Genomic DNA, 20890 nt, shown 5'->3' on the forward strand with positions numbered 1-20890 from the left:
CACCTACTCCCCGTGAACGGGGCGAAGGAAAGCAGTGCCTTACGCAAACGCCCCATGACAATGCTTGTATTTTTTCCCTGACCCGCACGGGCAAGCCTCGTTGCGGCCGACCTTGCCCCAGGTGGCCGGGTTCTTCGGGTCGCGGTCTTCGGGGGCGACGACGGCGTTGGTCTCCTGGCGGACCAGCACGGCCGTCTCGCCACCTTCGAAATCGTCCTCGCCGGTGAAGCCGTCGATGTGGCTGCCGAACATGTCGGGGGCCTCGGGCGGCGGCGCTTCCGCCGCCTGGCGGACCAGCTCGACGCGCATCAATTGCGCGGTGACGGCCTGGCGCAGATTGCCCAGCATCGCCTGGAACAGCTCGAACGCTTCGCCCTTGTACTCCTGCAGCGGATCGCGCTGCGCATAGCCGCGGAAGCCGACGACCGAGCGCAGATGGTCGAGATTGACGATGTGCTCGCGCCACAGATGATCGAGCGTCTGCAGCACCACGGAGCGTTCGACATAGGTCATCACGTCGGGACCGAAGCGCTCGGCGCGTTCCTTGGCGGCGGCCTCGGCTGCCTGGCTGACGCGCTCGCGGATGTCGTCCTCGGCGATGCCTTCTTCCTTGACCCAGTCCTCGACCGGCAGATCGAGATTGAGGAATTCGGCGATCTCGGCCTTGAGGCCGGCGACGTTCCACTGCTCGGCATAGGCGTTTTCGGGAATGTTCTTGGCGACGATCTCCTCGATGACGCCTTCGCGCATCTCTGTGATGGTCTCGGACAGGCCCTCGCCGTCCATCAGCTCGATGCGCTGCTCGAACACCACCTTGCGCTGGTCGTTCGAGACGTCATCGTATTTCAAGAGGTTCTTGCGGATGTCGAAGTTGCGCGCCTCGACCTTCTTCTGCGCCTTTTCCAGCGCCTTGTTGATCCACGGATGGATGATCGCCTCGTCTTCCTTGAGGCCGAGCTTCTGCAGCATGCCGTCCATGCGCTCGGAACCGAAGATGCGCATCAGGTCGTCCTGCAGCGACAGGAAGAATTTCGACCGGCCGGGATCGCCCTGGCGGCCCGAGCGGCCGCGCAACTGGTTGTCGATGCGGCGCGATTCATGGCGTTCGGTGGCGAGCACGTAGAGGCCGCCGGCGGCGAGCGCCTTTTCCTTCAGCCGGGCGATGTCGTCGCGGATTTCCTTTTCCCTGGCTTCGCGCTCGGGGCCGGCCGGCATGTCGCCAAGCTCCTCGGCAATGCGCATGTCGGCATTGCCGCCGAGCTGGATGTCGGTGCCGCGGCCGGCCATGTTGGTGGCGATGGTGATCGCGCCGGGCTTGCCGGCCTGGGCGACGATCGCCGCCTCGCGCTCGTGGTGGCGGGCGTTCAGCACCTCGAAATCCTTAAAACCTTCCTTGCGCAGGCGTTCGGCCAGCTGCTCGGACTTCTCGATGGAAGTCGTGCCGACCAGCGTCGGCTGGCCCTTGGCGCGGGCTTCCTTGATCTCCTTGACGATCGCCTTGTATTTCTCCTCGACCGTCCGGTAGACCTCGTCGTCTTCGTCAATGCGGATGACCGGCAGGTTGGTCGGGATCTCGGTGACGTCGAGATTGTAGATGTTGGCGAATTCCTCGGCCTCGGTCAGCGCCGTGCCGGTCATGCCGGCGAGCTTCTTGTAGAGGCGGAAATAGTTCTGGAAGGTGACCGAGGCGAGCGTCTGGTTCTCCGGCTGGATCGCCACATGCTCCTTGGCTTCGAGCGCCTGGTGGAGGCCCTCCGAATAACGGCGGCCGGGCATCATGCGGCCGGTGAACTCGTCGATGATGACGATCTCGCCGTTGCGCACGATATAGTCCTTGTCCCGCTGGAACAGCCGGTGCGCCTTCAGCGCGTTGTTGACGTGGTGGACGATGGCGACGTTCTCGACGTCGTAGAGCGACTCGCCCTTGAGCAGACCCGCATCGCGCAGCATGTTCTCCAGCTTCTCGGTGCCTTCCTCGGTGAAGATCGAGGTCTTCTGCTTCTCGTCGATCTCGTAGTCCTGCGGCTGCAGCTGGATGATGAAGGTGTCGATGGTGTTGTACATTTCCGAACGGTCCTCGAGCGGACCGGAAATGATCAGCGGCGTGCGCGCTTCGTCGACCAGGATGGAATCGACCTCGTCGACGATGGCGTAGCTGTGGCCGCGCTGCACCATCTGGGCGCGCTCGTATTTCATGTTGTCGCGCAGATAGTCGAAGCCGAGCTCGTTGTTGGTGGCGTAGGTGACATCGGCGGCGTAGGCGACGCGGCGCTCCTCGTCGGACAGGCCGTGGACGATGACGCCGACCTTGAGGCCGAGGAATTTGTAGACGCGGCCCATCCATTCGGAGTCGCGCGTGGCCAGGTAATCGTTGACGGTGACGACATGGACGCCGTTGCCGGCGAGCGCGTTGAGGTAGACCGGCAACGTCGCCACCAGCGTCTTGCCTTCGCCGGTGCGCATCTCGGCGATGCCGCCATTGTGCAGCACCATGCCGCCGATCAGCTGCACGTCGAACGGCCGCATGCCGAGCACGCGGCGGGCGGCCTCACGCACGGTGGCGAAGGCCGGCACCAGGAGGTCGTCGAGACTGGCGCCGTTGGCGATGTCCTGGCGGAATTTGTCCGTGCGGGCCTGAAGCTCGGCGTCGGAAAGCGCCCGCATCTCGTTTTCCATGGCATTGATCGCCTCGACGCGCGGCCGGGTCGATTTGACCCGACGATCGTTGGAGGAGCCGAAAACCTTACGGGCGAGACCGCCGAGACTGACCATCCAATGGCCCTTTCGATAGCATTCCAAGTCGTTGCGACAGGCGCCGGCTGGCCCCATCAACTCCACGTGAACGCGGACAAACGCAAAAAGCGCCCGGAAAACGGTTCTGGACGCAAAGTCGTTGGACAGATAAGAGGGGGCTCATTCGATGTCAACGCCGCGCTCGCCCTGTCGACCGCGCCAAATTCCGCCACAATCTTGCTGGTCTGGAAGCCATTCCGCTCTAGCTACCCCGCTTTGGAGATAATCGTAATGTCAGTATTGTTCCGCCGCGCGTCGCTCGCCAGCCTTGGTCTGGCATTCGGGCTATCGGCCCTCTCGCTGTCGCCGCTGATGGCACAGGAGGCCGCCCCTGCCCAGCCGGCAGCACCCGCTCCGGCGGCCAAGCCGGTCGATCCGAACGCCGTGGTCGCCACCATCAACGGCCAGACGCTGACCGAGGCAGACCTTGGGCTTGCCGAGGGCGAGCTGTCGCAGCAATTCGCGCAGCTTCCGCCCGAGCAGCGCCGCGCCGCGGCGCTGTCGGCGGCGATCGAAATCCGCGTGATGGCGGCCCAGGCGGTGACCACCGGCCTCGACAAGGATCCCGACTTCCAGCGCCGCATGGCCTTCCTGCAGCAGCGCGCGCTGCATGGCGAAATGGTCGAGAAGGGCGTCGTCGACAAGGTTACCGATGCCGAGGTCCGCGCCCGCTACGACCAGGAAATCGCCAACACGCCGCCCACCAATGAGGTGCACGCCCGTCACATCCTCGTGAAGACGAAGGAAGAGGCAGACGCCATCATCAAGCAGCTCGACGGCGGCGCCGACTTCCAGAAGCTTGCCAACGAGCACACCAGCGATCCGAGCGGCAAGACCAGCGGCGGCGATCTCGGCTGGTTCGGACCTGGCCAGATGGTGCCGGAATTCGACAAGGCCGTGTTTGCGCTGGCGGTCGGCAAATATACCGACCAGCCGGTGCAGTCGCAGTTCGGCTGGCATGTCATCAAGGTCGAGGACAAGCGCACCAAGCAGCCGCCGGCGTTCGACCAGGTCAAGGACCAGGCGCGCCAGGCGGTCATCCGCGACAAGTATTTCGCGCTGGTCAAGTCGCTGCGCGCCAACGCCAAGGTCGACATCCCCGATGCGAACCTGAAGAAGACGGTCGACGCACTGGAAAGCGCCAAATAGGGCTAGACTAGATTGAGCTACGACAGGGCGCGCTGCCGCCCTGTCGCTTCTATTTGGTAGGGCGAGCGATGATGCGTCGACGCCGCCGCCGGACCGCCGTGGCGTCGCCGGCATCGTCAGCGACTATGCCTTTCAAGACATAGCCGACCGCCCTGCGCAGCGTTGCTTCGTCCTCGTCCAGGCGGTTCGTCAGAAGATGCGTCCAGGCGAACGAGGCAATCAGGTCGGCGACGACAGTGGCATCGACGTCGGCTGCCACCTCTCCCCTTGCCTTGGCGCGTTCGACCATCTGGCCGGTGTGGACACGACGCCCTCTTGCGTATTCGGCGAGGGCGGCGGCGGCTTTTTCGTCCGACTGCGCCTCGGCAATCAGCGATCTGAACACGCTACCCGACGACGTGTCGCGCCAATGCGCGAACAAGCTCTTCAGGAAGCCGACGAGATCCTCCGCAAGGTTCCCGGTGTCGGGATTGTCGACGCGCTTTTGCCGTTGATAAACGTCGAGCAGCAGGGCGGCCTTGCTTGGCCACCAGCGATAGATCGTCGGTTTTCCGGCGCGTGCGCGGCGCGCCACCGCCTCGATCGAGAAGCCGGAATAGCCAGCTTCGACCAGTACCGCCTCGGCGGCATCGAGAATGGCATCGGCGCTTTCCGGGCTGCGCCGTGCGCCAGCCGACTTGCGCCCGGGATCGGTGATTTCGCCCATCTTTTCTTCCTTACCCGCGATTTCAGCAGCCATCATATACAACTCTTGACGAAACGGAACGATCCGTTTTATATGTAACGGAACGTTCCGTAACGATAAGGAGAGTTTGATGAACTCGACCGCCGTGACCCGCTTTTCGCGCCTGCGCTTCGCCCTGCTTGTGCTGCTCGGCGTGTATCCGCTGATCACTGCCATTCTGTATGTGGTTTTTCCGCTGACGCAGGAATGGCAAATCTGGCAGCGTACGCTGGTCATCGCGCCGCTGATGGTCTCGATCATGATCTGGGGACTGATTCCGGGCGTGCAGCGGGCGTTTCGCGGGTTCATCAACCCAGCGGTCCGCTGATGTTCATTCCAGCGCTTGCGACGTTTCCGACGCAACGCGCCACGCGCCATCGGCCAGCACGAGTTCCAGCGTCACCCGCGCCTTGCCGGTCAGGCGCTGCGCCGATTTGTCCTTCGGCACATAGTCGTAGCGCATGGCGAAAACCGCATCGGCACGGTCCTTGCCGTGCGGCGTCACCTCAAGGCTGCCGGGCTCGAGACCGAACGACCATGACGCCCATTGCGCGAACCAGTCGGTCTTGACCTTGACGATCGCCTCGCTGTCGTAGCGCGTGCCGTAGATGGTGGCCGACGCACCGTAAAGCCGCTTGACGGTTTCGCGCATTCTCCTGGCATCAGGCGCCAGATAGTTTTCGCGCAAGAATTTTTCGATGGCACCCTCGTCGCCGACGGAGCGTTCGAGCGCAGCCACCTGCGACGCGGGAGCCGGGCTGACGGCCGGTTTCGGTTGCTGGGCAGTGTCTCCGCCCGGAACGAATTCGAAACGCTCGAGCAGCGAACCCTGCTCCCAGGGACGCTGCGCCTCGCGCGTTGCCGAAACGACGTCGCGGCGCACCGCAATCATCATGTCGTTGATGCTCTGTCCGGGTTCCGCCATATGCCGCAAAAGTGCCGCCGCAAACGGCGAGTTGCGTCCCGTCCCGTCCATTGCGACGGCGCCGGGCGCAGTCGAGAAGGCGATGAATGAGCCGCGTGTCGACTCGAACTGGGCAAGACCGGCGAGAGCCGTCGCCGAGCGCGTCGTGGCGCTGCGGCTGAGACTTCGGGCAAACGGGTTGTTGCGGCAGGCATCGAGGAAGACCAGGCTGACCTTGGTCTGCTGCTCCATGATGTCGAGAACCTCGTCGATCGGCACCGCCTCGAGCTGCAGCTTGACCGGCATGTCCAGCCGGGCGTCGACCGGCACGATGAAGTTGCGCCCGTCGACCTGCAGGCCGTGGCCGGCATAGTAGAACAGCCCGGCACCGGCACCCTGCAGCGCATCGGAGAATTCGCCGATCTTGCGTTCGAGCTCGCGCTTGCCGAGATCGTTGCCTTCGATCACCTCGAAACCGATGGCGCGCAGCTTGTCGGCGATGTCGAGCGCATCGTTGACGGGATTGGCCAGCGTGCCGGCTTCGGCGTAGCTGCCGTTGCCGACCACAAGCGCCACGCGCCGCGCCGTCTGCGCATCGGCGCGCAGCAGCAGAAAGCCCAGAAACGCCAGTGCCAAGACCACAAGCCTGCCCATGGGGCAGGATCATAGCGCTATCGGTCGCAGCGACGCCAACAAATTTGCAACAGCCTGCTTGCTGCATGAGGCGGTGTCAGGCTTCCGGCACCCGTAACGGCTGTGAAACGCCTTGCGCCAGCGCGTGCTATCGGGCAAACCGGCGTTCCTTTCGCGATTTTTCCCGCCCGGGGTCTTCCATGTCCACACAGGTTTCGCCGCTCGCGCCGAAGAAATATCCCAAGATGCCGGTGATCGAGGGCGTGCGCATCGCCACCGCCGAGGCCGGCATAAAATACAAGAACCGCACCGACTTGCTGGCCATGGTGTTCGACGCCGGCACCACCGTCGCCGGCGTGTTCACCAGGTCGAAATGCCCTTCGGCGCCGGTCGATTTCTGCCGGCAGAACCTCGTGGCTGGCAAGGCACGCGTGCTGGTGGTCAATTCCGGCAATGCCAATGCCTTTACCGGCCAGAAGGGCCGCGCCTCGACGGCACTCACGGGCGAGGTGGCGGCGAAAGCGGCCGATTGCACAGCGGGCGAGGTATTCCTGGCCTCGACCGGCGTGATCGGCGAACCGCTCGACGCCGGCAAGTTCAGCCATCTGCTGGCCGGTCTGGTCAAGGACGGCAAGCCGGAATTGTGGACCGAAGCCGCCAAGGCGATCATGACCACCGACACCTATCCCAAACTGGCGACCGCGACGGTCAAGCTCGGCGATGCCGACGTCACCATCAACGGTATCGCCAAGGGGGCCGGGATGATCGCGCCCGACATGGCGACGATGCTTTCCTTCATCGCCACCGATGCGCCGATCGCAGCACCGGTGCTGCAGGACCTCCTGTCGCGCGGCACGGCCAAGACCTTCAACGCGGTTACCGTCGACAGCGACACCTCGACCAGCGACACGCTGCTGATGTTCGCCACGGGTGCTGCCGCCAGGCGCGGCGCGCCGGCAATTTCCGACCCCAAGGATGCGCGCCTCGGCGCGTTCCGCCGTGCCCTCGGCAAGGTGCTGAAATCGCTGGCACTACAGGTGGTGCGCGACGGCGAGGGCGCCCGCAAGCAGGTCGAGGTCACCGTCACCGGAGCCAAATCGGCCCGCTCGGCCAAGCGCATCGCGCTGTCGATCGCCAATTCGCCGCTGGTCAAGACGGCAGTCGCCGGCGAGGACGCCAATTGGGGCCGCGTCGTCATGGCTGTCGGCAAGGCCGGCGAACCGGCCGACCGCGACCTTCTGTCGATCTGGTTCGGCGACAACCGCCTGGCCTATCAGGGCGAGCGCGACGCCGCCTATTCCGAGGAGGCGACTTCGGCGTATATGAAGCGCGACGAGATCCGCATCCGCGCCGACATCGGCATCGGCCGCGGCAAGGCGACGGTGTGGACCTGCGATCTCACCAAGGAATATGTCGCCATAAACGGCGATTATCGGAGCTGATGGCGTTGGCTTCCAGACATCCGGCAAGCGTGTTGGCGATCGTGCGCCGCTATGAGGCGGCCGGCTTTCGCGCCTGGCCGGCGGCCGCCGTCCATTATGACGGCACCTGGGTGGTTCGGCTGACGGCCGGCCACCCGGCCAAGCGGCTGAACTCGGTCAATCCGCTCGATCCGGGCGACATCCAGCACATTGCCGAGCGCATCGGTCGCGCCAGCCGCCGCTTCGACGCGTATGGCAGGCCGCTGACCTTTCGCATCTCACCGCTGTCGGGGCCTGATCTTTCGAAGTACCTCGACAGCGAAGGCTGGAGTACGTTCGCGGAGTCGCTGGTCATGCGGCTGCCGCTGGCGGACGCCGCGCTCGACGATGCCATGGACCAGATTCCGTTGAAGGACATCAGCCGTTTCATCGGCGCGGCGCTCAAGGTGAGCGGCTCGGATGTGTCGCTGCGTCCGGGCCTGTCGGAGATCATCGGCGCCATCCAGCCGGAGGCCGGGCTGTTTGCGCTGGAGGCCGGCAGCGAACCGCTGGCAACGTTGATCTGCGTGCATGACGGCGACCTTGCCGGCCTGTTCGAGATCGCCACTGACAGGTCGGTGCGCAACCAGGGCCATGGCCGCCATCTCATCCGGTCGGCGCTGAAATGGGCGCGGCTGCGCGGGGCGCGGGAAGCCTGGCTGCAGGTCGAGGCGGACAACGCGCCGGCGCTGGCGCTCTACCGTTCGCTCGGATTCGACGAAGTCTATCGCTATCGCTATCGCCGGCCACCCGGCGCATGAGCGGCTTGGATACGATCGGCAAACGCCTGCTCCTGGTCGCGGCCTGCGCGCTGGTCGATGCCGACGGGCGCGTGCTTTTGGCGCAGCGGCCCGAAGGCAAGCAACTCGCCGGCCTGTGGGAGTTTCCGGGCGGCAAGGTCGAGCCCGGTGAGACGCCGGAACAATGCCTGATCCGCGAATTGTACGAGGAGATCGGCATCGAAACCGACATCCCTTGCCTGGCGCCACTCACCTTCGCCAGCCATTCCTACGATGATTTTCACCTGCTGATGCCGCTGTTCGTCTGCCGTCGGTTCCGCGGCATTGCCCAGCCGAAGGAAGGCCAGGTGCTGAAATGGGTGCGGCCGCGCCAGATGCGCGATTTTCCAATGCCGCCGGCCGATGCCCCGCTGATCCAGTTCCTCATCGATCTGCTGTAGCGGCCGACCTGCCGTAAATCGGGCAGCGCCGCAACGCGCCGGCAGCAGCGTTAATGAAAGATTTATCTGACCGTGAAAAATTGACGCTAGGCGGTTTCGCCGATTCCACCGCTGGGGAGCGATTTGCATGAGCCTTGAAAAGGACTGGGACTCGCCTTGGCCCGACCGCCTTCCTGGCGCCGCCAATGCCGGCATGGGAATATTGCGCATCGCTCTCTTGTTCGGCTCGGCCGCGGTGGCTCTGGCCTTGATCGCGACGCCCTACCTCGACAGCCGGACCCGCTCGCAGTTTGCCCGCGACGGGCTGGATACGATGAGCACCGGCTCGATCGGCCAGCGCGACAGCTATACGCTACGCAAGAGCGTGCTGCAGCCGCTGCCCAGTTCGGTCTGCGTTATACGGGCCGATGGCAGAAGCAGCGGCGACTGCTGATTCCTCAACAGATCTCCAGGATTCGGCTGTTTCCTAGGGCCAAAGCCCAATCAGCCCCTTGAAGGGAGGGCGCTTTCCTGATTCACCAGCGGGTGTGGATCAGGAGGAGCAGTATGGCTTTGTTTTGGCTATCGGACGAAGCATGGGCAACGATCGAGCCGCACTTGCCCAAGAACCAGCCTGGTGCGCGTCGCGTGGACGATTGTCGGGTGATTTCGGGTATCCTGCACGTGCTGAAGGTGGGTTGCCGCTGGTGTGATTGTCCTGCCGATTATGGTCCCTCGACCACGGTTTACAATCGCTTCAACCGCTGGTCGCGACGAGGCTTCTGGCTGAAGATGCTTGATGCGCTGGTTCAGGCCGGCGCAGTGACGAAAAGCACCGCGATCGACAGCACCTACGTCAAAGCCCAGCGGGCGGCATTCGGCGCAAAAGGGGGCGCCAAGCGCAGGCCATCAGCCGTTCGCGCGGCGGTTGGACAACTAAGGTCCATGCACTCACAGACGTCGTCGGCCGCCCCTACGCGTTGATGTTGACGGCAGGAAACGTCAGCGACGTGAAGGCAGCGCCAGCCCTACTCGAACGCGCTGGCCCGATGCGCTACCTATTGGGCGACAAGGGCCACGATGCGGATCGACTGCGCCGTTCACTGCGCGAGGGAAAGACTACGCCGGTAATCCCGGGACGGCGCAATCGAAAGAGAGCAATCCGTTACGACCAAGAGCGATACCGTGGACGACACTTGATCGAGAACGCCTTCTGCCGCCTAAAGGATTTCCGCCGCATCGCCACCCGCTACGACAAACTCGCCACCAACTTCCTGTCTGGGGTGGCATTGGCTACCATGATCTCGTTCTGGCTTTGAGAGGCGACGAAATGCTCAATCCGGCGATGAACAACACAAAATGGGATGAGCTTCGGCTAGAAATGTACGCGCTCACGCCGCCACCATCTTGGAGCACGCTTTCCACAAACGGCTACCACTCACAGCCCGACCGCGAGTGGTTCTACCACTTCAGCGAGGGCGGATACGAATCCATCCTTCACTTAGACATTCAGGTCGAAACGCCCGCCCAGCGAGAACTTGTCCGCTCGGCTCTCAAGAAGGTGCATGTGCCCGGCGAGGAAATGCCTGACGGCTTTCGCGTGTTCGGTTATCTTCAGGATGGTCAGGCCGCCGAGTTTATATGAGGTCTTCGTTGCTGACCTGATCGAGTCTGGACCCTAGAATGCAGCTGGTTCCTAGAATGCAGCTGGTTCACCGCGCGTTAAGCCTGTCGCATTAACCTTTCTTAACGGGTCGGCGCTAGGTTCGGGCAAGAGGGATAGGCGCCCATGAAAATGTTGCTGCAACGATTTTTAGAAGACGAGAGGGGTGCGACGGCTATCGAATATGGTTTGATCGTCGCCGTTCTGTCGCTTGCCATTGTCGCTGGTATTGGCCAGGCTGCCGGCGCCATCCAGTGGTTGTTCAGCGACAACAGCAGCAAGCTTGCCAACGCTTTTGCACAGTGACCTGCTTAGCTTTTGCGTGGGATACGCTTAGCTTTTGCGCAAGGATGCGCTCAGGGGCCGCCGGGGTTTTCCAGGATTGTCTTCAGCGATATTTTTGCGGAGCCCGGCTTCAGCGGCTTTTGCTGAGAGGCATCGGGCGCCCAGCCTGACATCCAGACCACCGAGAAACTCGCCCTGACGCGGCCATCGGCATCCGAAAACCGCTCCGCATAGATTTCGGCGGCGCGCGCGAACAGCGCTCGCGTGCCCGGCCGCCTGCTGCGGTCGACAAGCGCGCTGGTCTCGCCCATGGCGCGCAGATCGGCGACCAGGCCAAATAGCGAATCGTAGCGCACCGTGATCGTCTCGACGTCGGCAACTGGCAGTGCCAGGCCGGCGCGCTGCAGCAGCGCGCCGGCGTCGCGGACGTCGGTGAACGGGATCACACGCGGGCTGGCGCCGCCATAGAGTTCGGTCTCGGCGGCAAGCAGGCTTTCGCGCAGTTCGGAGAGCGTGCCTGTGCCGGCGAAGGCGCCAAGGAAAAGCCCGTCCGGCTTCAGCGCCCGGCGGACCTGCACCAGCATGCCGGGAATGTCGTTCATCGCCTGCAGCGACAGCAGCGAGACTGCGAGGTCGAGGCTTTCCGGCTCGAATGGCACGGTTTCCAACGGCGCCAACAGTCCTGGCTGGCCACCCAGGAAAGCGGCGTCGGCCTCGACGCGCACGTTTTCCGTCACCTTGCCGCTTTCGGCGAGCACCTCTGCTGCTGCCGGCGTCTGGCAAAACAATGAGGCCGCCTTGCCGAACCTGCGTTCGACGGCGCCGAGCCGGTCGGCAAGATCCTCGGCCGCACGCCGCATGAGGAAATCCGCGCTGGCGATGGGGCGGGCCAGTGCCCGGCGCTTGCGCGCCAGCCAGAGCGAGGTGTCAATTACAGGCTGCAATGGGCAGGTCCTTGTGCTTCGCTCTCTGATATAGTGATGCGGAGGACCAACCACGTGGCCGATCCCATGCCAGAGATCAAGCGTATTGCGATCAAGAGCATTGCCCGCAAGGCATTGGGCTGGCCAGCGCGCCTCTTGTTCCCGCCCGTCTGTGCCGGCTGCCGCCGCCATGTCTCGCAGCCCGGCGTGTTGTGCGGCGCCTGCTGGCCGAAACTCAGGCTGCTGGAACGGCCGTGGTGCCCGGTGATGGGCACGCCGTTCACCCACAATATGGGTGAGGGTTTCCTGTCGGCGGAGGCGATAGCCGACCCGCCGCCGTTCGAGCGCGCGCGGGCGGCGGTCGCCTATTCCGGCGTTGCCCGCCAGATGGTGCAAGGGCTGAAATACCAGGACCGCACCGATCTGGCGCCGTGGATGGCGCGCTGGATGCTTCGCGCCGGTGCCGAGCTCATCGCCGAGGCCGATGTGGTCGTGCCGGTGCCGCTGCACTGGCGGCGTTTCTTCAGGCGGCAGTTCAACCAGTCGGCGGAACTGGCGCGGGCGGTGGCGCAACTCGGCGAGCGGCCTTTCGCGCCATCAGCCATCAGGCGCGTCAAACTCACGCGCCAGCAGGTCGGGCTGGAGCGGCGGGAACGCGAGGAAAATGTTCGCGCCGCATTCAAAGTGCCTGATGAGGCGGAGATCGAAATCACCGGCCGCCGGGTGCTGCTGATCGACGACGTCTACACCACCGGCGCCACCGTCCGCGCGGTCGCCAAGGCGTTGAAGAAGGGCGGCGCCGGCGCGGTCGACGTACTGACCTTTGCGCGTGTGCTGCCGGGGGACTTTCGGGCCGACGAATCGGCGCCTATATAGCCTAGGAACGAGGCAGGATTGCTGACCGATGGTCGATGTGACGATCTACACGCGGATGATGTGCGGCTATTGCACCGCGGCCAAGCGGCTGCTCGATAGGAAGGGTGTGACCTACACCGAGCACGACGCCTCCTTCTCGCCGGAGCTGCGCCGGGAGATGATCTCCCGCGCTCACGGCCGTTCCACCTTTCCGCAGATATTCATCGGCGACACGCATGTCGGCGGCTCTGACGATCTCCACGAATTGGAGGCGGAAGGACGGCTGGACACATTGCTCGCCAACGGCTCGGCCAGATAAGGACATGACTATGGGTGGTTTCAAGGCGGCGGCGATCCAGATGCGTTCGGTAACCAGCCCGGAGCGCAATGCGGTCGATCTGGAACGGCTGGTGCGCGAGGCGGCAGGCCTTGGCGCGACCTATATCCAGACGCCGGAAATGACCGGCGCGCTGATCCGCGACAGCCAGGCACGGGCCGCTTCCTTCACCTCCGAGGACAAGGACATCGTCGTCTCGACGTCGCGGCGGCTGGCCAAGGAGCTCGGCATTTTCCTGCATATCGGCTCGACCGCCATTCTGCGCGCCGACGGCAAGCTTGCCAACCGCGCCCTTCTGTTCGGGCCGGACGGCGCCACGATTGCCACCTACGACAAGATCCACATGTTCGACGTCGATCTCGACAATGGCGAGAGCTGGCGCGAATCCGCCGCCTATGAGCCTGGCACCGAGGCCGTCGTCGCCGAAGTCAATGGCGCGAAGGTCGGCTTTGCCGTCTGCTACGATCTGCGCTTTCCGCAGCTGTTCCGTGCCGAGGCGCTGGCCGGCGCCGATCTGCTTTCGGTGCCCGCCGCCTTCACCCGCCAGACCGGCGAAGCGCATTGGCACGTGCTGCTCAGGGCGCGCGCCATCGAGAACGGCGCCTATGTGGTTGCCGCCGCGCAAGGCGGCGTGCACGAGGACGGCCGCGAAACCTATGGCCATTCGCTGATCGTCGATCCCTGGGGCCGCATCGTCGCCGAAGCTGCGCATGACGAGCCGGCGGTGATCGTCGCCGAGATCGACCCGGCGCAGTCAGTCGCTGCGCGCAAAAAGATACCGAATCTCAAAAACGCACGCGATTTTGCCGTAAACGCCGGTTCGGCGGAGGCAATTCCGCTCAGGGGTGCCGCCTCTTGATCCGCTTTTCCCTGATCTGCGAGCACGAGCACGAGTTCGAGGCCTGGTTCCGCAGCAACGACGATTTCGACACCCAGAAGAGGCGCGGTTTCGTCGATTGCCCGGCCTGCGGCTCGCACAAGGTCGACAAGGCGCTGATGGCGCCTGCCGTCTCGACCGGGCGCAAGCGCGAAAGCATCGCGCTGGCCATGGGCGAGGCGCAGAAGCAGGCGCTGGCGCAGCTCAAGGCCCTGGCCGACAAGGTGCGCGAGAATGCCGACTATGTCGGCGACAAATTTGCCGAGGAAGCGCGCAAGATCCATTTCGGCGAAAGCGATCCGCGCGGCATCTATGGCGAGGCGACGCTGGACGAGGCCAAGAGCCTCGCCGAAGACGGCGTCGAGTTCATGCCTATTCCAAGCTTCCCCGACGACCGCAACTGAGGAAAGTCTTGCCCCATCCGGAGAAGACTGAAAAGCGGCGTGGTTCAGAGGTAGTGATCCGTGTTTTCAGCTGGTTGGCTATAAAGTCGATCGATAAGAGGACGATCGATGGGTTGCCAGTTTTCTATAATGGCGAGAGCGGTGGGAAAGATGCAGATAAGGTTGCCGCCGCGCTGCGGTTGATTCAAGAATTTGACCCTATTCGATACAGCCGTCTGGTCCGCGATCTCAAACGGATCTGGATTACAATCAATCTAGGTGCCGCTGCGCAATTTGTGAAATCGACTTCGACTTGCGAGCTTGATCGGCGATTTGTTCTAGGCGAGCACACGCTGACCGACCAGATCGCCAGCGCGATAGTGCATGAGGCGACGCATGCGCGTCTCCATCAGCGAGGCATTGGCTATGAGGAGGAATTGCGCCACCGGGTGGAGTGGGTTTGCATGAGACGTGAACTGGCTTTTGCGGCGAAACTGCCGGACGGGGCGAGTATTCGTCAATGGGTCGAAGCTCGACAAACGGAACCCTCGGATTTTTCCAATGTAGCGATGAATGGTCGGCAAATTGATAGCGCGCGTGATGCCTTGCTCCATCTCAATGCTCCAGGTTGGCTGGCAGACTTGATCGTCTTTTTCGCCCGGCGGCGATATCAGAGGCGTATCAGGCGACAAGAAGCTGAAGCGCATTTCGACAAGCGAAAATGATGCTCCGTTTCGCTTGTGGGGATTCGCTTCCGCCCAGAGCGGCGATGCCGCCGCCCCTCGCACAAGCGTCCGCAGTTTCAGGCCGAGCAGCAAGGATGGGGCTCGCGGGCAATCGTTTCGCTGCTTCTTTCATGCCCACTGCCTGACGGGCTTGCTTCACTTGACGGAGTTGCTTCCGCATAGGCTGCAAACTGGCGTTCAAGCGCCTTGACTGCACTGCTGCGCCAGCCCTCCGCCAGGGATTCCGACATGGGATCGGGGAAGATTTCCTCTTCGCCGTTCTCCACGCCGTCCAGGATCGCCCGCGCGACAGACTCCGGAGAGGCTTTCGCGATGTCCAGGCCCCGTGTCATGTCCGTGTCCACCGGGCCGGGAAGGACCCTGTGGACGCTGACACCCCGTCCGGCCAAAAGGGTGCGCAACGACTGCGACAGCGAGAACGAGGCCGCCTTCGAGACCGAGTAGGCCGGACTGAACGGCACGGCGGCAATCGAGGCCAGCGACAGAATGTTGACGATGGCTCCCCGCGACCGGGCGAGCAACGGCAGCAGAGCCTGGGTAACGTCGTACGAGCCGAAGAGGTTTACGGCGAGCTGTTGTTCGAGCACACGACGGTCGCTGAGGTCATCGATGGGCGATACGCCGGCGTTGTTGATGAGGATATCGAGAGCATCGATCTTCTCGACGGCCTCCCGGATCTGCGCAGCGTTGGTCACATCCATGATCAGGGACGTCACACGCCGGTCCGGATGAGCCATCGGTTGGCGGGTTGCGGCATAGACGCGCTTTACGCCTCTGCTCAGGGCTTCCTCGACCAGTGCCCGACCGATGCCCCGATTCGCTCCAGTCACCAGGATGGTTGTACCTTCGATCTTCATTGCGTCTCTCCTAATGCTTATCGTTGTGTTCGAGCGTTGGCGCGCCGCAACTCAGGTTGGCTACAGTCGCCGTTGTCGATACGACTGGTTGGTGAGATGGACTTAGCGCCGGGCATCGAAGCCATGGGAGTGACAAGTGTGACGGGATTCCGATGGACTCGCTGATCACGGCCGCGGCGCATGCGCTTGCGACGGGCGATCCGCTCGGCGCCTTGAAGCGGGTTGCGCTGCGCGACGATGCGCCGGCGCTGGCGTTGCGCGGTATCGCGATGGCGCAGCTTGGCGACCTGGTTCGGGCGAAGGTTCTTCTCAAGAGGGCGGCGCGCGCATTCAGCCCGAGGGAGGCCGTGGCCCGCGCGCGGTGTATCGTCGCCGAGGCCGAGATCGCGCTCGTCTCGCGCGACCTTACCTGGCCGGCCAAGGCACTCGACGCCGCACGGGCGACGCTCGAAAAGCATGGCGACCGCGTCAACGCCGCGCATGCGCGCAACCTCGACGTTCGGCGCCTGCTGCTGATCGGCCATCTCGACGAAGCCGAGCGCAGGCTGGACGGCTTCGATCCGTCGCCGCTGCCGCCGGCATCGCGGGCCGCCCACGAGCTGGCTGTCGCCGGCATCGCCATCCGCCGCTTGCGGACCGGTCCTGCGCGCGCCGCGCTCGGGCTGGCGGCGCGGGCGGCGCGGGCGGCGGGCATCCCCGCGCTGATCGCGGAGGTGGAGAGCGCATCGCTGGTGCTGGACACGCCGGCCGCGCGCCTTGTCGCGCGTGGCGGGGAACGGCCCCTCCTGCTCGATGAAGTCGAAGCGCTCCTGGCGTCGGGGGCGCTCGTGGTGGATGCATGCCGCAATGTCGTGCGTGTCGCAGACACCGTCGTCTCGCTGGCGACCCGCCCGGTGCTGTTCGCGCTGGCCCGCGCGCTGGCCGAAGCCTGGCCGGGGGACGTGGCAAGAGCGACGCTCATTGCGCGCGCTTTCCGCGGAAAGGACGCGGACGAATCACATCGCGCACGATTGCGCGTCGAAGTCGGGCGGCTTCGCGCGGAGCTTCGGAGCTTGGCGGATGTGAGCGCGACGAAGCGGGGCTTTGCGCTGGCCCCGCGCCGCGCAGGTGAGGTCGTCGTGCTGGCGCCACCCGTCGAAGAAGAGCATGCCGCCGTGCTCGCCTTCCTCGCGGACGGCGAGTCTTGGTCGAGTTCGGCCCTGGCGATTGCGCTTGGAGCCAGTTCGCGTACCGTGCAGCGAGCGCTCGAGCAGCTCGCCCAGGCCGGCAAGGTGCAGTCGTTCGGCCGCGGACGGGCGCGTCGCTGGATGACCCCGCCGCTGACGGGTTTCCCGACAATCTTGTTACTCCCCGGCCCACTGCCGGGCTACTAGGATGGAATTATGGAACGATCCGCAGCCGAAATCCTTCGAGAATATGGACCCTTTCCGGGTGTCGACCACGTGGACGGCGTTACCTTCGACGGTGAGCATGTCTGGTTTGCCTCAGGCGACAGATTGAACGCCTTCGATCCGGCGAGCGGCAAAGTGGTGCGCTCGATCGACGTCGCGGCACACGCCGGAACGGCCTTCGACGGCCAGCACCTCTATCAGATCGCCGAGGATCGCATCCAGAAGATCGATCCGAAGAATGGCCAGGTGCTGGCGACGATCCCGGCGCCCGGCAATGGCGGTGATTCCGGGCTCGCCTGGGCCGAAGGAACACTCTGGGTCGGGCAGCATCGGGGCCGAAAGATTCATCAGGTCGATCCCGAGACAGGGGCAATTCTTCGCACCATCGTTTCCAACCGCGTCGTCACCGGCGTCAGCTGGGTCGACGGCGAGCTGTGGCATGGCACCTGGGAGGGTGAGGAGAGCGATGTCAGACGGATCGATCCTGAAACGGGAAAGGTCCTTGAGAAGCTCGATATGCCGCCGGGAACAGGCGTGTCGGGGCTCGAATCCGATGGCGGCGACCAGTTTTTCTGTGGCGGCGGAAACAGCGGCAAGATCAGAGCTGTTCGCCGGCCCAAACGAGGCTCGGCGACCAGGATCTGAGTTTTTGCCGTCCGTAGCCGTTTGACCATTCGAGCTAACTGGTTTTTGCGGTTTTTAGCCCGGTGGTCCGAACCAGGTGTTCATCGCGTCTTGAAGACCATCCTGCGTCCTGTCGCCTACCCAAGCAACATATCCGTCGGGTCGGATTAAAACTGCGGTTGGAGCGGAGACCAAACCTAGCGCAGGCAACTCCCATGGATCGTCGCATTTGGCGTAAACCAACTTAATGCGGTCTGACCACGGCTTGATGTCGAGGCTGCCCGGCGCGTCGAGATTCAAGAGCACTGGCCGCGCATTTTGGAGGAGCGCAAATACGCGCATGGGACCATCAGGCGTGGCCAGGTCGAGGTCGGGCATGCGGCGGCCGACCAGCGGATGCGCCTGGCCGAGGTCGTAATGGATACCAAGTCCGGACATCTCGGCAGCGATCCGTTTGCGAGGCTCCTCCATCCTAAGGAGCTCTGATACGATTTCACGCAAGGCTTCAGTGCGATCATCAGTACGTTGCAATGCGACCTGTGCCATTGTCGTACGCAACACGCGGGCCGCAACCGGATGCCGCTCGATGTGATAAGTGTCGAGCAAGCGTTCAGGCGATGTTCCTTTCACCACTTGGGCCAACTTCCAACCGAGGTTCACCGCATCCTGCACACCGATATTGAGGCCTTGTCCGCCCACCGGGGAATGCACATGGGCGGCATCGCCCGCTAGGAGAACCCGGCCCTTGCGGTAAGCCGCCGCCTGCCGCGACATGTCCGTGAACCTGGAAATCCAGGTTGGGCTATGGATTCCGTAATCTGTTCCGCATGCGGCGACGAGCGCTTCGCGGAGATCGCGCAGCGTGGGTTCGGTCGTGGCGCCGACATTCTTTTCAGTGACCATGACGCCTATGGGACCTTTACCGGCAAAGACGACCTTGCCGTCACGAATTTCGTACTCTTCCCTGCCGAAGGCATGGATGCCAAGTGCGGTGCGATGAATGCCCAGTGGCGGCTCCTCCGCCATCTCGGCCTCGGCGAGGATGCTGCTGGTCGTCGCATCCCATCCTCGAAACTCAATGCCAGCAGCTTTGCGGACCAGACTGCGGCCTCCATCACACCCGACGAGATAGCTTGCCCGCAGCGACGCACCATCGGACAGTTCGATGGTGACGCCGGCGTCGTCCTGCACGAAACACATCAATTCACGGGCGCGATAGATCGGCACTGCCAGCTCGCTGACCCATCCAGCGAGAATGCGCTCAATGTGTTTCTGTCTCAGCGCCAGCCCGTAGTTGTGGCGGGTCGGAAAATCGCTGATGTCTAAACGCATCGCCGCGAATCCCGTGACTTGGGCTATTTGTCCTTCGGCGAGGAACCGGTCCGCGATGCCGCGCTGATCGAAAACTTCGAGAGTGCGTGAACTCAGACCTCCAGCACGCGAACCGGCAAGCTCCTGGTTCGGGCGGCGTTCGACAATGGCTACGTCGATGCCTGCCAACGCCAACTCGCCTGCCAGGGTCAGGCCCGTCGGACCTCCTCCGGCAATCACGACTGCATGTTCTGTCATCGGCAAACTCCCCTGGCAGTTACGACTCCCAATCAATGATCGCAGAGTCCCAGTGGTTGCCGTTTGGGTTAGTTCAGGCTCGCTATCAATTTTTCGAGCAGGCGTGCGAGCATGATCTGCTCCGGGCGTGCTAACCCAGAAAGTATCTGGTGCTCGTTGGCGACGTGAGCGGTAACCGCCTCGTCAATCAACGCCAGACCCTTTTTAGTCAGTTGCACGACAATGCCGCGGCGATCGTCGGGGTGCGGCCCGCGCTTGATCAGACCGGATTTCTCGAGCCGATCGAGGCGATTGGTCATCGCGCCCGACGTTACCATCGTCGCCTCGTAGAGAGCCGTCGGCGTCAGCGCGTATGGCGGCCCGGAACGACGCAGCGTCGCCAGCACATCGAATTCTCCGGATTGCAGCCCGTAACTTGCAAACAGCGGCGCCAGCCGCTCTCGTGCGATCAGCGAGGCGGCCTCGTTCAACCGTCCGAGCACGGCCATCGGCGAGACATCGAGATCCGGCCGTTCCTTTTTCCATTGCCCGATCGCTTTTGCTGCGCGATCCATGTCTCTCACCGTTATGTATCTTGACGTGAAGAATCTTTACCTTATCTTACCTCAGCTTGCGATATTGGCCAAGTGCCGCGAACGGGCGACGGGACGGTGCGATGAAATTTCTCTGGGACTCGGCGCTTGGCCTTCTGGTCGTCACCGGTGGACTGCTCGGCCTGACGCTGCCGTTCGGCAAGATCGCGACGGCGGCCGGCGTGGCCGCCATGGTCTGGGCCTTCGTCATCTCGCTTGGTGCCGGCGGCGTGCTTTTGTGCGCATTGCTGCTCAACGGGAAGCGCATGCGGCTTACGCCGCACAGGCTGCGCTATTTCTTCGTCACCGCGGCCGTCTCATATGCAATCCCCAATCTGCTGATGTTTTCAGCCATTCCGCATCTGGGCGCCGGCTACAGCGGCATCATGTTCACGCTGTCGCCGGTCGTCACGCTGGTGTTCTCGATGCTGCTCGGCGTCAGGCGCCCGACCATGCTGGGCATCGTCGGCATAGTCGTCGGTTTCGTCGGCGCAGTCATGGTGGCGGTGACGCGCGGCGAAGCGGGCCAGCCGGCCGAATTTTTCTGGGTTGCGATGGGCCTGCTCATCCCGGTCAGCCTCGCCGCCGGCAACATTTACCGCACCGTCGACTGGCCCGAAGGCACCGGCCCGATCGAGCTCGCCGTCGGCAGCCATCTGGCAGCAGCCTTGATGCTGGTTGCCGGCATTCTGGTCCTGCTTGGCGGCAATGCATTCGGCTCGCTCGGCGGCGTGCCGCTGGTCGCTGCGGCACAGGTGGCATCAGCCTCGGCGATGTTTGCCTTCTTCTTCCGCCTGCAAGCGGTCGGCGGCCCGGTCTATCTCAGCCAGATCGGCTATGTCGCGGCGGCGGTCGGGCTGTTTGCCGGGACCCTCTTCCTCGGCGAGCGCTATCAACTGCTGACCTGGGCCGGTGCCGTCATCATCACCGCCGGCGTGTTCATCACCACCAAGGCGCAAAGCCAGAGGCCATAGAGGCCAGAAGGC

General features: G+C 63.7%; 23 protein-coding genes and 1 pseudogene. 17 read left to right on the forward strand and 7 right to left on the reverse strand.

Going from position 1 to position 20890, the window contains the following annotated elements; all coding sequences use genetic code 11:
* Nucleotides 1-39: 39 nt before the first annotated feature.
* Nucleotides 40-2772: a preprotein translocase subunit SecA gene (secA, locus tag NKH93_RS13820; protein ID WP_352821644.1), complete on the reverse strand. Its 2733-nt coding sequence runs from the start codon at nt 2770-2772 to the stop codon at nt 40-42.
* 252 nt (nt 2773-3024) lie between these two features.
* On the opposite strand from secA, the gene NKH93_RS13825 reads away from it, so the two are divergent.
* On the forward strand, nt 3025-3942 hold the full coding sequence (locus NKH93_RS13825; protein WP_352456658.1) for a peptidylprolyl isomerase: 918 nt from the start codon (nt 3025-3027) through the stop codon (nt 3940-3942).
* Between the two features lie 49 nt (nt 3943-3991).
* Here the strand turns inward: NKH93_RS13825 and NKH93_RS13830 are convergent, their stop codons facing one another.
* A complete protein-coding gene (locus NKH93_RS13830) occupies nt 3992-4648 on the reverse strand; it encodes a TetR/AcrR family transcriptional regulator (protein WP_352821662.1) in 657 nt (218 codons plus the stop codon).
* Nucleotides 4649-4757: 109 nt separating this feature from the next.
* On the opposite strand from NKH93_RS13830, the gene NKH93_RS13835 reads away from it, so the two are divergent.
* Nucleotides 4758-4994 (forward strand): putative antibiotic biosynthesis monooxygenase, encoded by a 237-nt coding sequence (locus NKH93_RS13835; RefSeq protein WP_352471336.1) that lies wholly within the window; start codon nt 4758-4760, stop codon nt 4992-4994.
* A 3-nt stretch (nt 4995-4997) separates the two neighbouring features.
* Here the strand turns inward: NKH93_RS13835 and NKH93_RS13840 are convergent, their stop codons facing one another.
* Nucleotides 4998-6224, reverse strand: coding sequence for a caspase family protein (locus NKH93_RS13840; protein WP_352471335.1), 1227 nt, complete (start codon nt 6222-6224; stop codon nt 4998-5000).
* A gap of 179 nt (nt 6225-6403) precedes the next feature.
* Here NKH93_RS13840 and argJ point away from each other — a divergent pair, with 179 nt between their 5' ends.
* The 7 genes and pseudogenes from argJ (at nt 6404) to NKH93_RS13875 (ending at nt 10791) form a co-directional block, all read left to right on the forward strand.
* Nucleotides 6404-7645 (forward strand): bifunctional glutamate N-acetyltransferase/amino-acid acetyltransferase ArgJ, encoded by a 1242-nt coding sequence (gene argJ / locus NKH93_RS13845; protein ID WP_352471333.1) that lies wholly within the window; start codon nt 6404-6406, stop codon nt 7643-7645.
* Nucleotides 7645-8424 (forward strand): GNAT family N-acetyltransferase, encoded by a 780-nt coding sequence (locus NKH93_RS13850; protein ID WP_352471332.1) that lies wholly within the window; start codon nt 7645-7647, stop codon nt 8422-8424. The genes argJ and NKH93_RS13850 overlap by 1 nt, the downstream gene beginning before the upstream one ends.
* Entirely contained in the window at nt 8421-8843 is a 423-nt protein-coding gene (locus NKH93_RS13855) for a (deoxy)nucleoside triphosphate pyrophosphohydrolase (RefSeq protein WP_023677979.1), read from the forward strand. Before NKH93_RS13850 ends, NKH93_RS13855 begins: the two co-directional genes overlap by 4 nt.
* 127 nt (nt 8844-8970) lie before the next feature.
* Entirely contained in the window at nt 8971-9276 is a 306-nt protein-coding gene (locus NKH93_RS13860; protein WP_023677980.1) for a hypothetical protein, read from the forward strand.
* Nucleotides 9277-9389: 113 nt separating this feature from the next.
* A pseudogene (locus NKH93_RS13865) lies at nt 9390-10141 on the forward strand (IS5 family transposase).
* A gap of 11 nt (nt 10142-10152) precedes the next feature.
* Complete coding sequence (locus tag NKH93_RS13870) at nt 10153-10467, forward strand: DUF6678 family protein (protein WP_352471331.1); 315 nt, start codon at nt 10153-10155, stop codon at nt 10465-10467.
* Between the two features lie 144 nt (nt 10468-10611).
* Entirely contained in the window at nt 10612-10791 is a 180-nt protein-coding gene (locus NKH93_RS13875) for a Flp family type IVb pilin (protein ID WP_023677981.1), read from the forward strand.
* Nucleotides 10792-10841: 50 nt separating this feature from the next.
* On the opposite strand, the gene NKH93_RS13880 is transcribed toward NKH93_RS13875, so the two are convergent.
* Nucleotides 10842-11714, reverse strand: a complete 873-nt coding sequence (locus NKH93_RS13880; protein ID WP_352471330.1) for a methyltransferase domain-containing protein — start codon at nt 11712-11714, stop codon at nt 10842-10844.
* Between the two features lie 54 nt (nt 11715-11768).
* Between NKH93_RS13880 and NKH93_RS13885 the strand changes: the two genes are divergently transcribed.
* The 5 genes from NKH93_RS13885 to NKH93_RS13905 are packed head-to-tail and all read left to right on the forward strand — an operon-like array spanning nt 11769 to nt 14870.
* Nucleotides 11769-12569, forward strand: a complete 801-nt coding sequence (locus NKH93_RS13885) for a ComF family protein (RefSeq protein ID WP_352471329.1) — start codon at nt 11769-11771, stop codon at nt 12567-12569.
* Between the two features lie 28 nt (nt 12570-12597).
* Nucleotides 12598-12867: a glutaredoxin 3 gene (gene grxC, locus NKH93_RS13890; RefSeq protein WP_352617227.1), complete on the forward strand. Its 270-nt coding sequence runs from the start codon at nt 12598-12600 to the stop codon at nt 12865-12867.
* Between the two features lie 10 nt (nt 12868-12877).
* Nucleotides 12878-13744, forward strand: a complete 867-nt coding sequence (locus tag NKH93_RS13895; RefSeq protein ID WP_352471326.1) for a carbon-nitrogen hydrolase family protein — start codon at nt 12878-12880, stop codon at nt 13742-13744.
* Entirely contained in the window at nt 13741-14166 is a 426-nt protein-coding gene (locus tag NKH93_RS13900) for a DUF1178 family protein (RefSeq protein WP_352471325.1), read from the forward strand. Before NKH93_RS13895 ends, NKH93_RS13900 begins: the two co-directional genes overlap by 4 nt.
* Nucleotides 14167-14174: 8 nt before the next feature.
* Nucleotides 14175-14870: a hypothetical protein gene (locus NKH93_RS13905; protein ID WP_352471324.1), complete on the forward strand. Its 696-nt coding sequence runs from the start codon at nt 14175-14177 to the stop codon at nt 14868-14870.
* A gap of 77 nt (nt 14871-14947) precedes the next feature.
* Here NKH93_RS13905 and NKH93_RS13910 read toward each other — a convergent pair whose 3' ends face one another.
* A complete protein-coding gene (locus tag NKH93_RS13910; RefSeq protein ID WP_352970625.1) occupies nt 14948-15748 on the reverse strand; it encodes an SDR family NAD(P)-dependent oxidoreductase in 801 nt (266 codons plus the stop codon).
* A gap of 152 nt (nt 15749-15900) precedes the next feature.
* Between NKH93_RS13910 and NKH93_RS13915 the strand changes: the two genes are divergently transcribed.
* Together NKH93_RS13915 and NKH93_RS13920 are read left to right on the forward strand one after the other, a co-directional pair.
* A complete protein-coding gene (locus NKH93_RS13915) occupies nt 15901-17121 on the forward strand; it encodes a helix-turn-helix domain-containing protein (RefSeq protein ID WP_352471322.1) in 1221 nt (406 codons plus the stop codon).
* Between the two features lie 9 nt (nt 17122-17130).
* On the forward strand, nt 17131-17784 hold the full coding sequence (locus NKH93_RS13920) for a Vgb family protein (protein ID WP_352471321.1): 654 nt from the start codon (nt 17131-17133) through the stop codon (nt 17782-17784).
* Between the two features lie 54 nt (nt 17785-17838).
* Here the strand turns inward: NKH93_RS13920 and NKH93_RS13925 are convergent, their stop codons facing one another.
* Entirely contained in the window at nt 17839-19332 is a 1494-nt protein-coding gene (locus NKH93_RS13925) for an FAD-dependent monooxygenase (protein ID WP_352471320.1), read from the reverse strand.
* A gap of 68 nt (nt 19333-19400) precedes the next feature.
* Complete coding sequence (locus NKH93_RS13930) at nt 19401-19886, reverse strand: MarR family winged helix-turn-helix transcriptional regulator (protein ID WP_352471319.1); 486 nt, start codon at nt 19884-19886, stop codon at nt 19401-19403.
* A 101-nt stretch (nt 19887-19987) separates the two neighbouring features.
* On the opposite strand from NKH93_RS13930, the gene NKH93_RS13935 reads away from it, so the two are divergent.
* Nucleotides 19988-20878, forward strand: a complete 891-nt coding sequence (locus NKH93_RS13935) for a DMT family transporter (protein ID WP_352471318.1) — start codon at nt 19988-19990, stop codon at nt 20876-20878.
* The last annotated feature ends 12 nt before the right edge of the window (nt 20879-20890 follow it).

This window comes from Mesorhizobium sp. M0954 (genome assembly GCF_040319155.1).
In the GTDB taxonomy this organism is placed as follows: Bacteria; Pseudomonadota; Alphaproteobacteria; order Rhizobiales; family Rhizobiaceae; genus Mesorhizobium.

Excerpts from the sequence above, each read along its gene's own strand:
- secA (WP_352821644.1), bottom strand. The coding sequence starts at position 2,772 with ATGGTCAGTCTCGGCGGTCTCGCCCGTAAGGTTTTCGGCTCCTCCAAC.
- NKH93_RS13825 (WP_352456658.1), top strand. The coding sequence starts at position 3,025 with ATGTCAGTATTGTTCCGCCGCGCGTCGCTCGCCAGCCTTGGTCTGGCA.
- NKH93_RS13830 (WP_352821662.1), bottom strand. The coding sequence starts at position 4,648 with ATGGGCGAAATCACCGATCCCGGGCGCAAGTCGGCTGGCGCACGGCGC.
- NKH93_RS13835 (WP_352471336.1), top strand. The coding sequence starts at position 4,758 with ATGAACTCGACCGCCGTGACCCGCTTTTCGCGCCTGCGCTTCGCCCTG.
- NKH93_RS13840 (WP_352471335.1), bottom strand. The coding sequence starts at position 6,224 with ATGGGCAGGCTTGTGGTCTTGGCACTGGCGTTTCTGGGCTTTCTGCTG.
- argJ (WP_352471333.1), top strand. The coding sequence starts at position 6,404 with ATGTCCACACAGGTTTCGCCGCTCGCGCCGAAGAAATATCCCAAGATG.
- NKH93_RS13850 (WP_352471332.1), top strand. The coding sequence starts at position 7,645 with ATGGCGTTGGCTTCCAGACATCCGGCAAGCGTGTTGGCGATCGTGCGC.
- NKH93_RS13855 (WP_023677979.1), top strand. The coding sequence starts at position 8,421 with ATGAGCGGCTTGGATACGATCGGCAAACGCCTGCTCCTGGTCGCGGCC.
- NKH93_RS13860 (WP_023677980.1), top strand. The coding sequence starts at position 8,971 with ATGAGCCTTGAAAAGGACTGGGACTCGCCTTGGCCCGACCGCCTTCCT.
- NKH93_RS13870 (WP_352471331.1), top strand. The coding sequence starts at position 10,153 with ATGCTCAATCCGGCGATGAACAACACAAAATGGGATGAGCTTCGGCTA.
- NKH93_RS13875 (WP_023677981.1), top strand. The coding sequence starts at position 10,612 with ATGAAAATGTTGCTGCAACGATTTTTAGAAGACGAGAGGGGTGCGACG.
- grxC (WP_352617227.1), top strand. The coding sequence starts at position 12,598 with ATGGTCGATGTGACGATCTACACGCGGATGATGTGCGGCTATTGCACC.
- NKH93_RS13895 (WP_352471326.1), top strand. The coding sequence starts at position 12,878 with ATGGGTGGTTTCAAGGCGGCGGCGATCCAGATGCGTTCGGTAACCAGC.
- NKH93_RS13910 (WP_352970625.1), bottom strand. The coding sequence starts at position 15,748 with ATGAAGATCGAAGGTACAACCATCCTGGTGACTGGAGCGAATCGGGGC.
- NKH93_RS13915 (WP_352471322.1), top strand. The coding sequence starts at position 15,901 with ATGGACTCGCTGATCACGGCCGCGGCGCATGCGCTTGCGACGGGCGAT.
- NKH93_RS13920 (WP_352471321.1), top strand. The coding sequence starts at position 17,131 with ATGGAACGATCCGCAGCCGAAATCCTTCGAGAATATGGACCCTTTCCG.
- NKH93_RS13925 (WP_352471320.1), bottom strand. The coding sequence starts at position 19,332 with ATGACAGAACATGCAGTCGTGATTGCCGGAGGAGGTCCGACGGGCCTG.
- NKH93_RS13930 (WP_352471319.1), bottom strand. The coding sequence starts at position 19,886 with ATGGATCGCGCAGCAAAAGCGATCGGGCAATGGAAAAAGGAACGGCCG.
- NKH93_RS13935 (WP_352471318.1), top strand. The coding sequence starts at position 19,988 with ATGAAATTTCTCTGGGACTCGGCGCTTGGCCTTCTGGTCGTCACCGGT.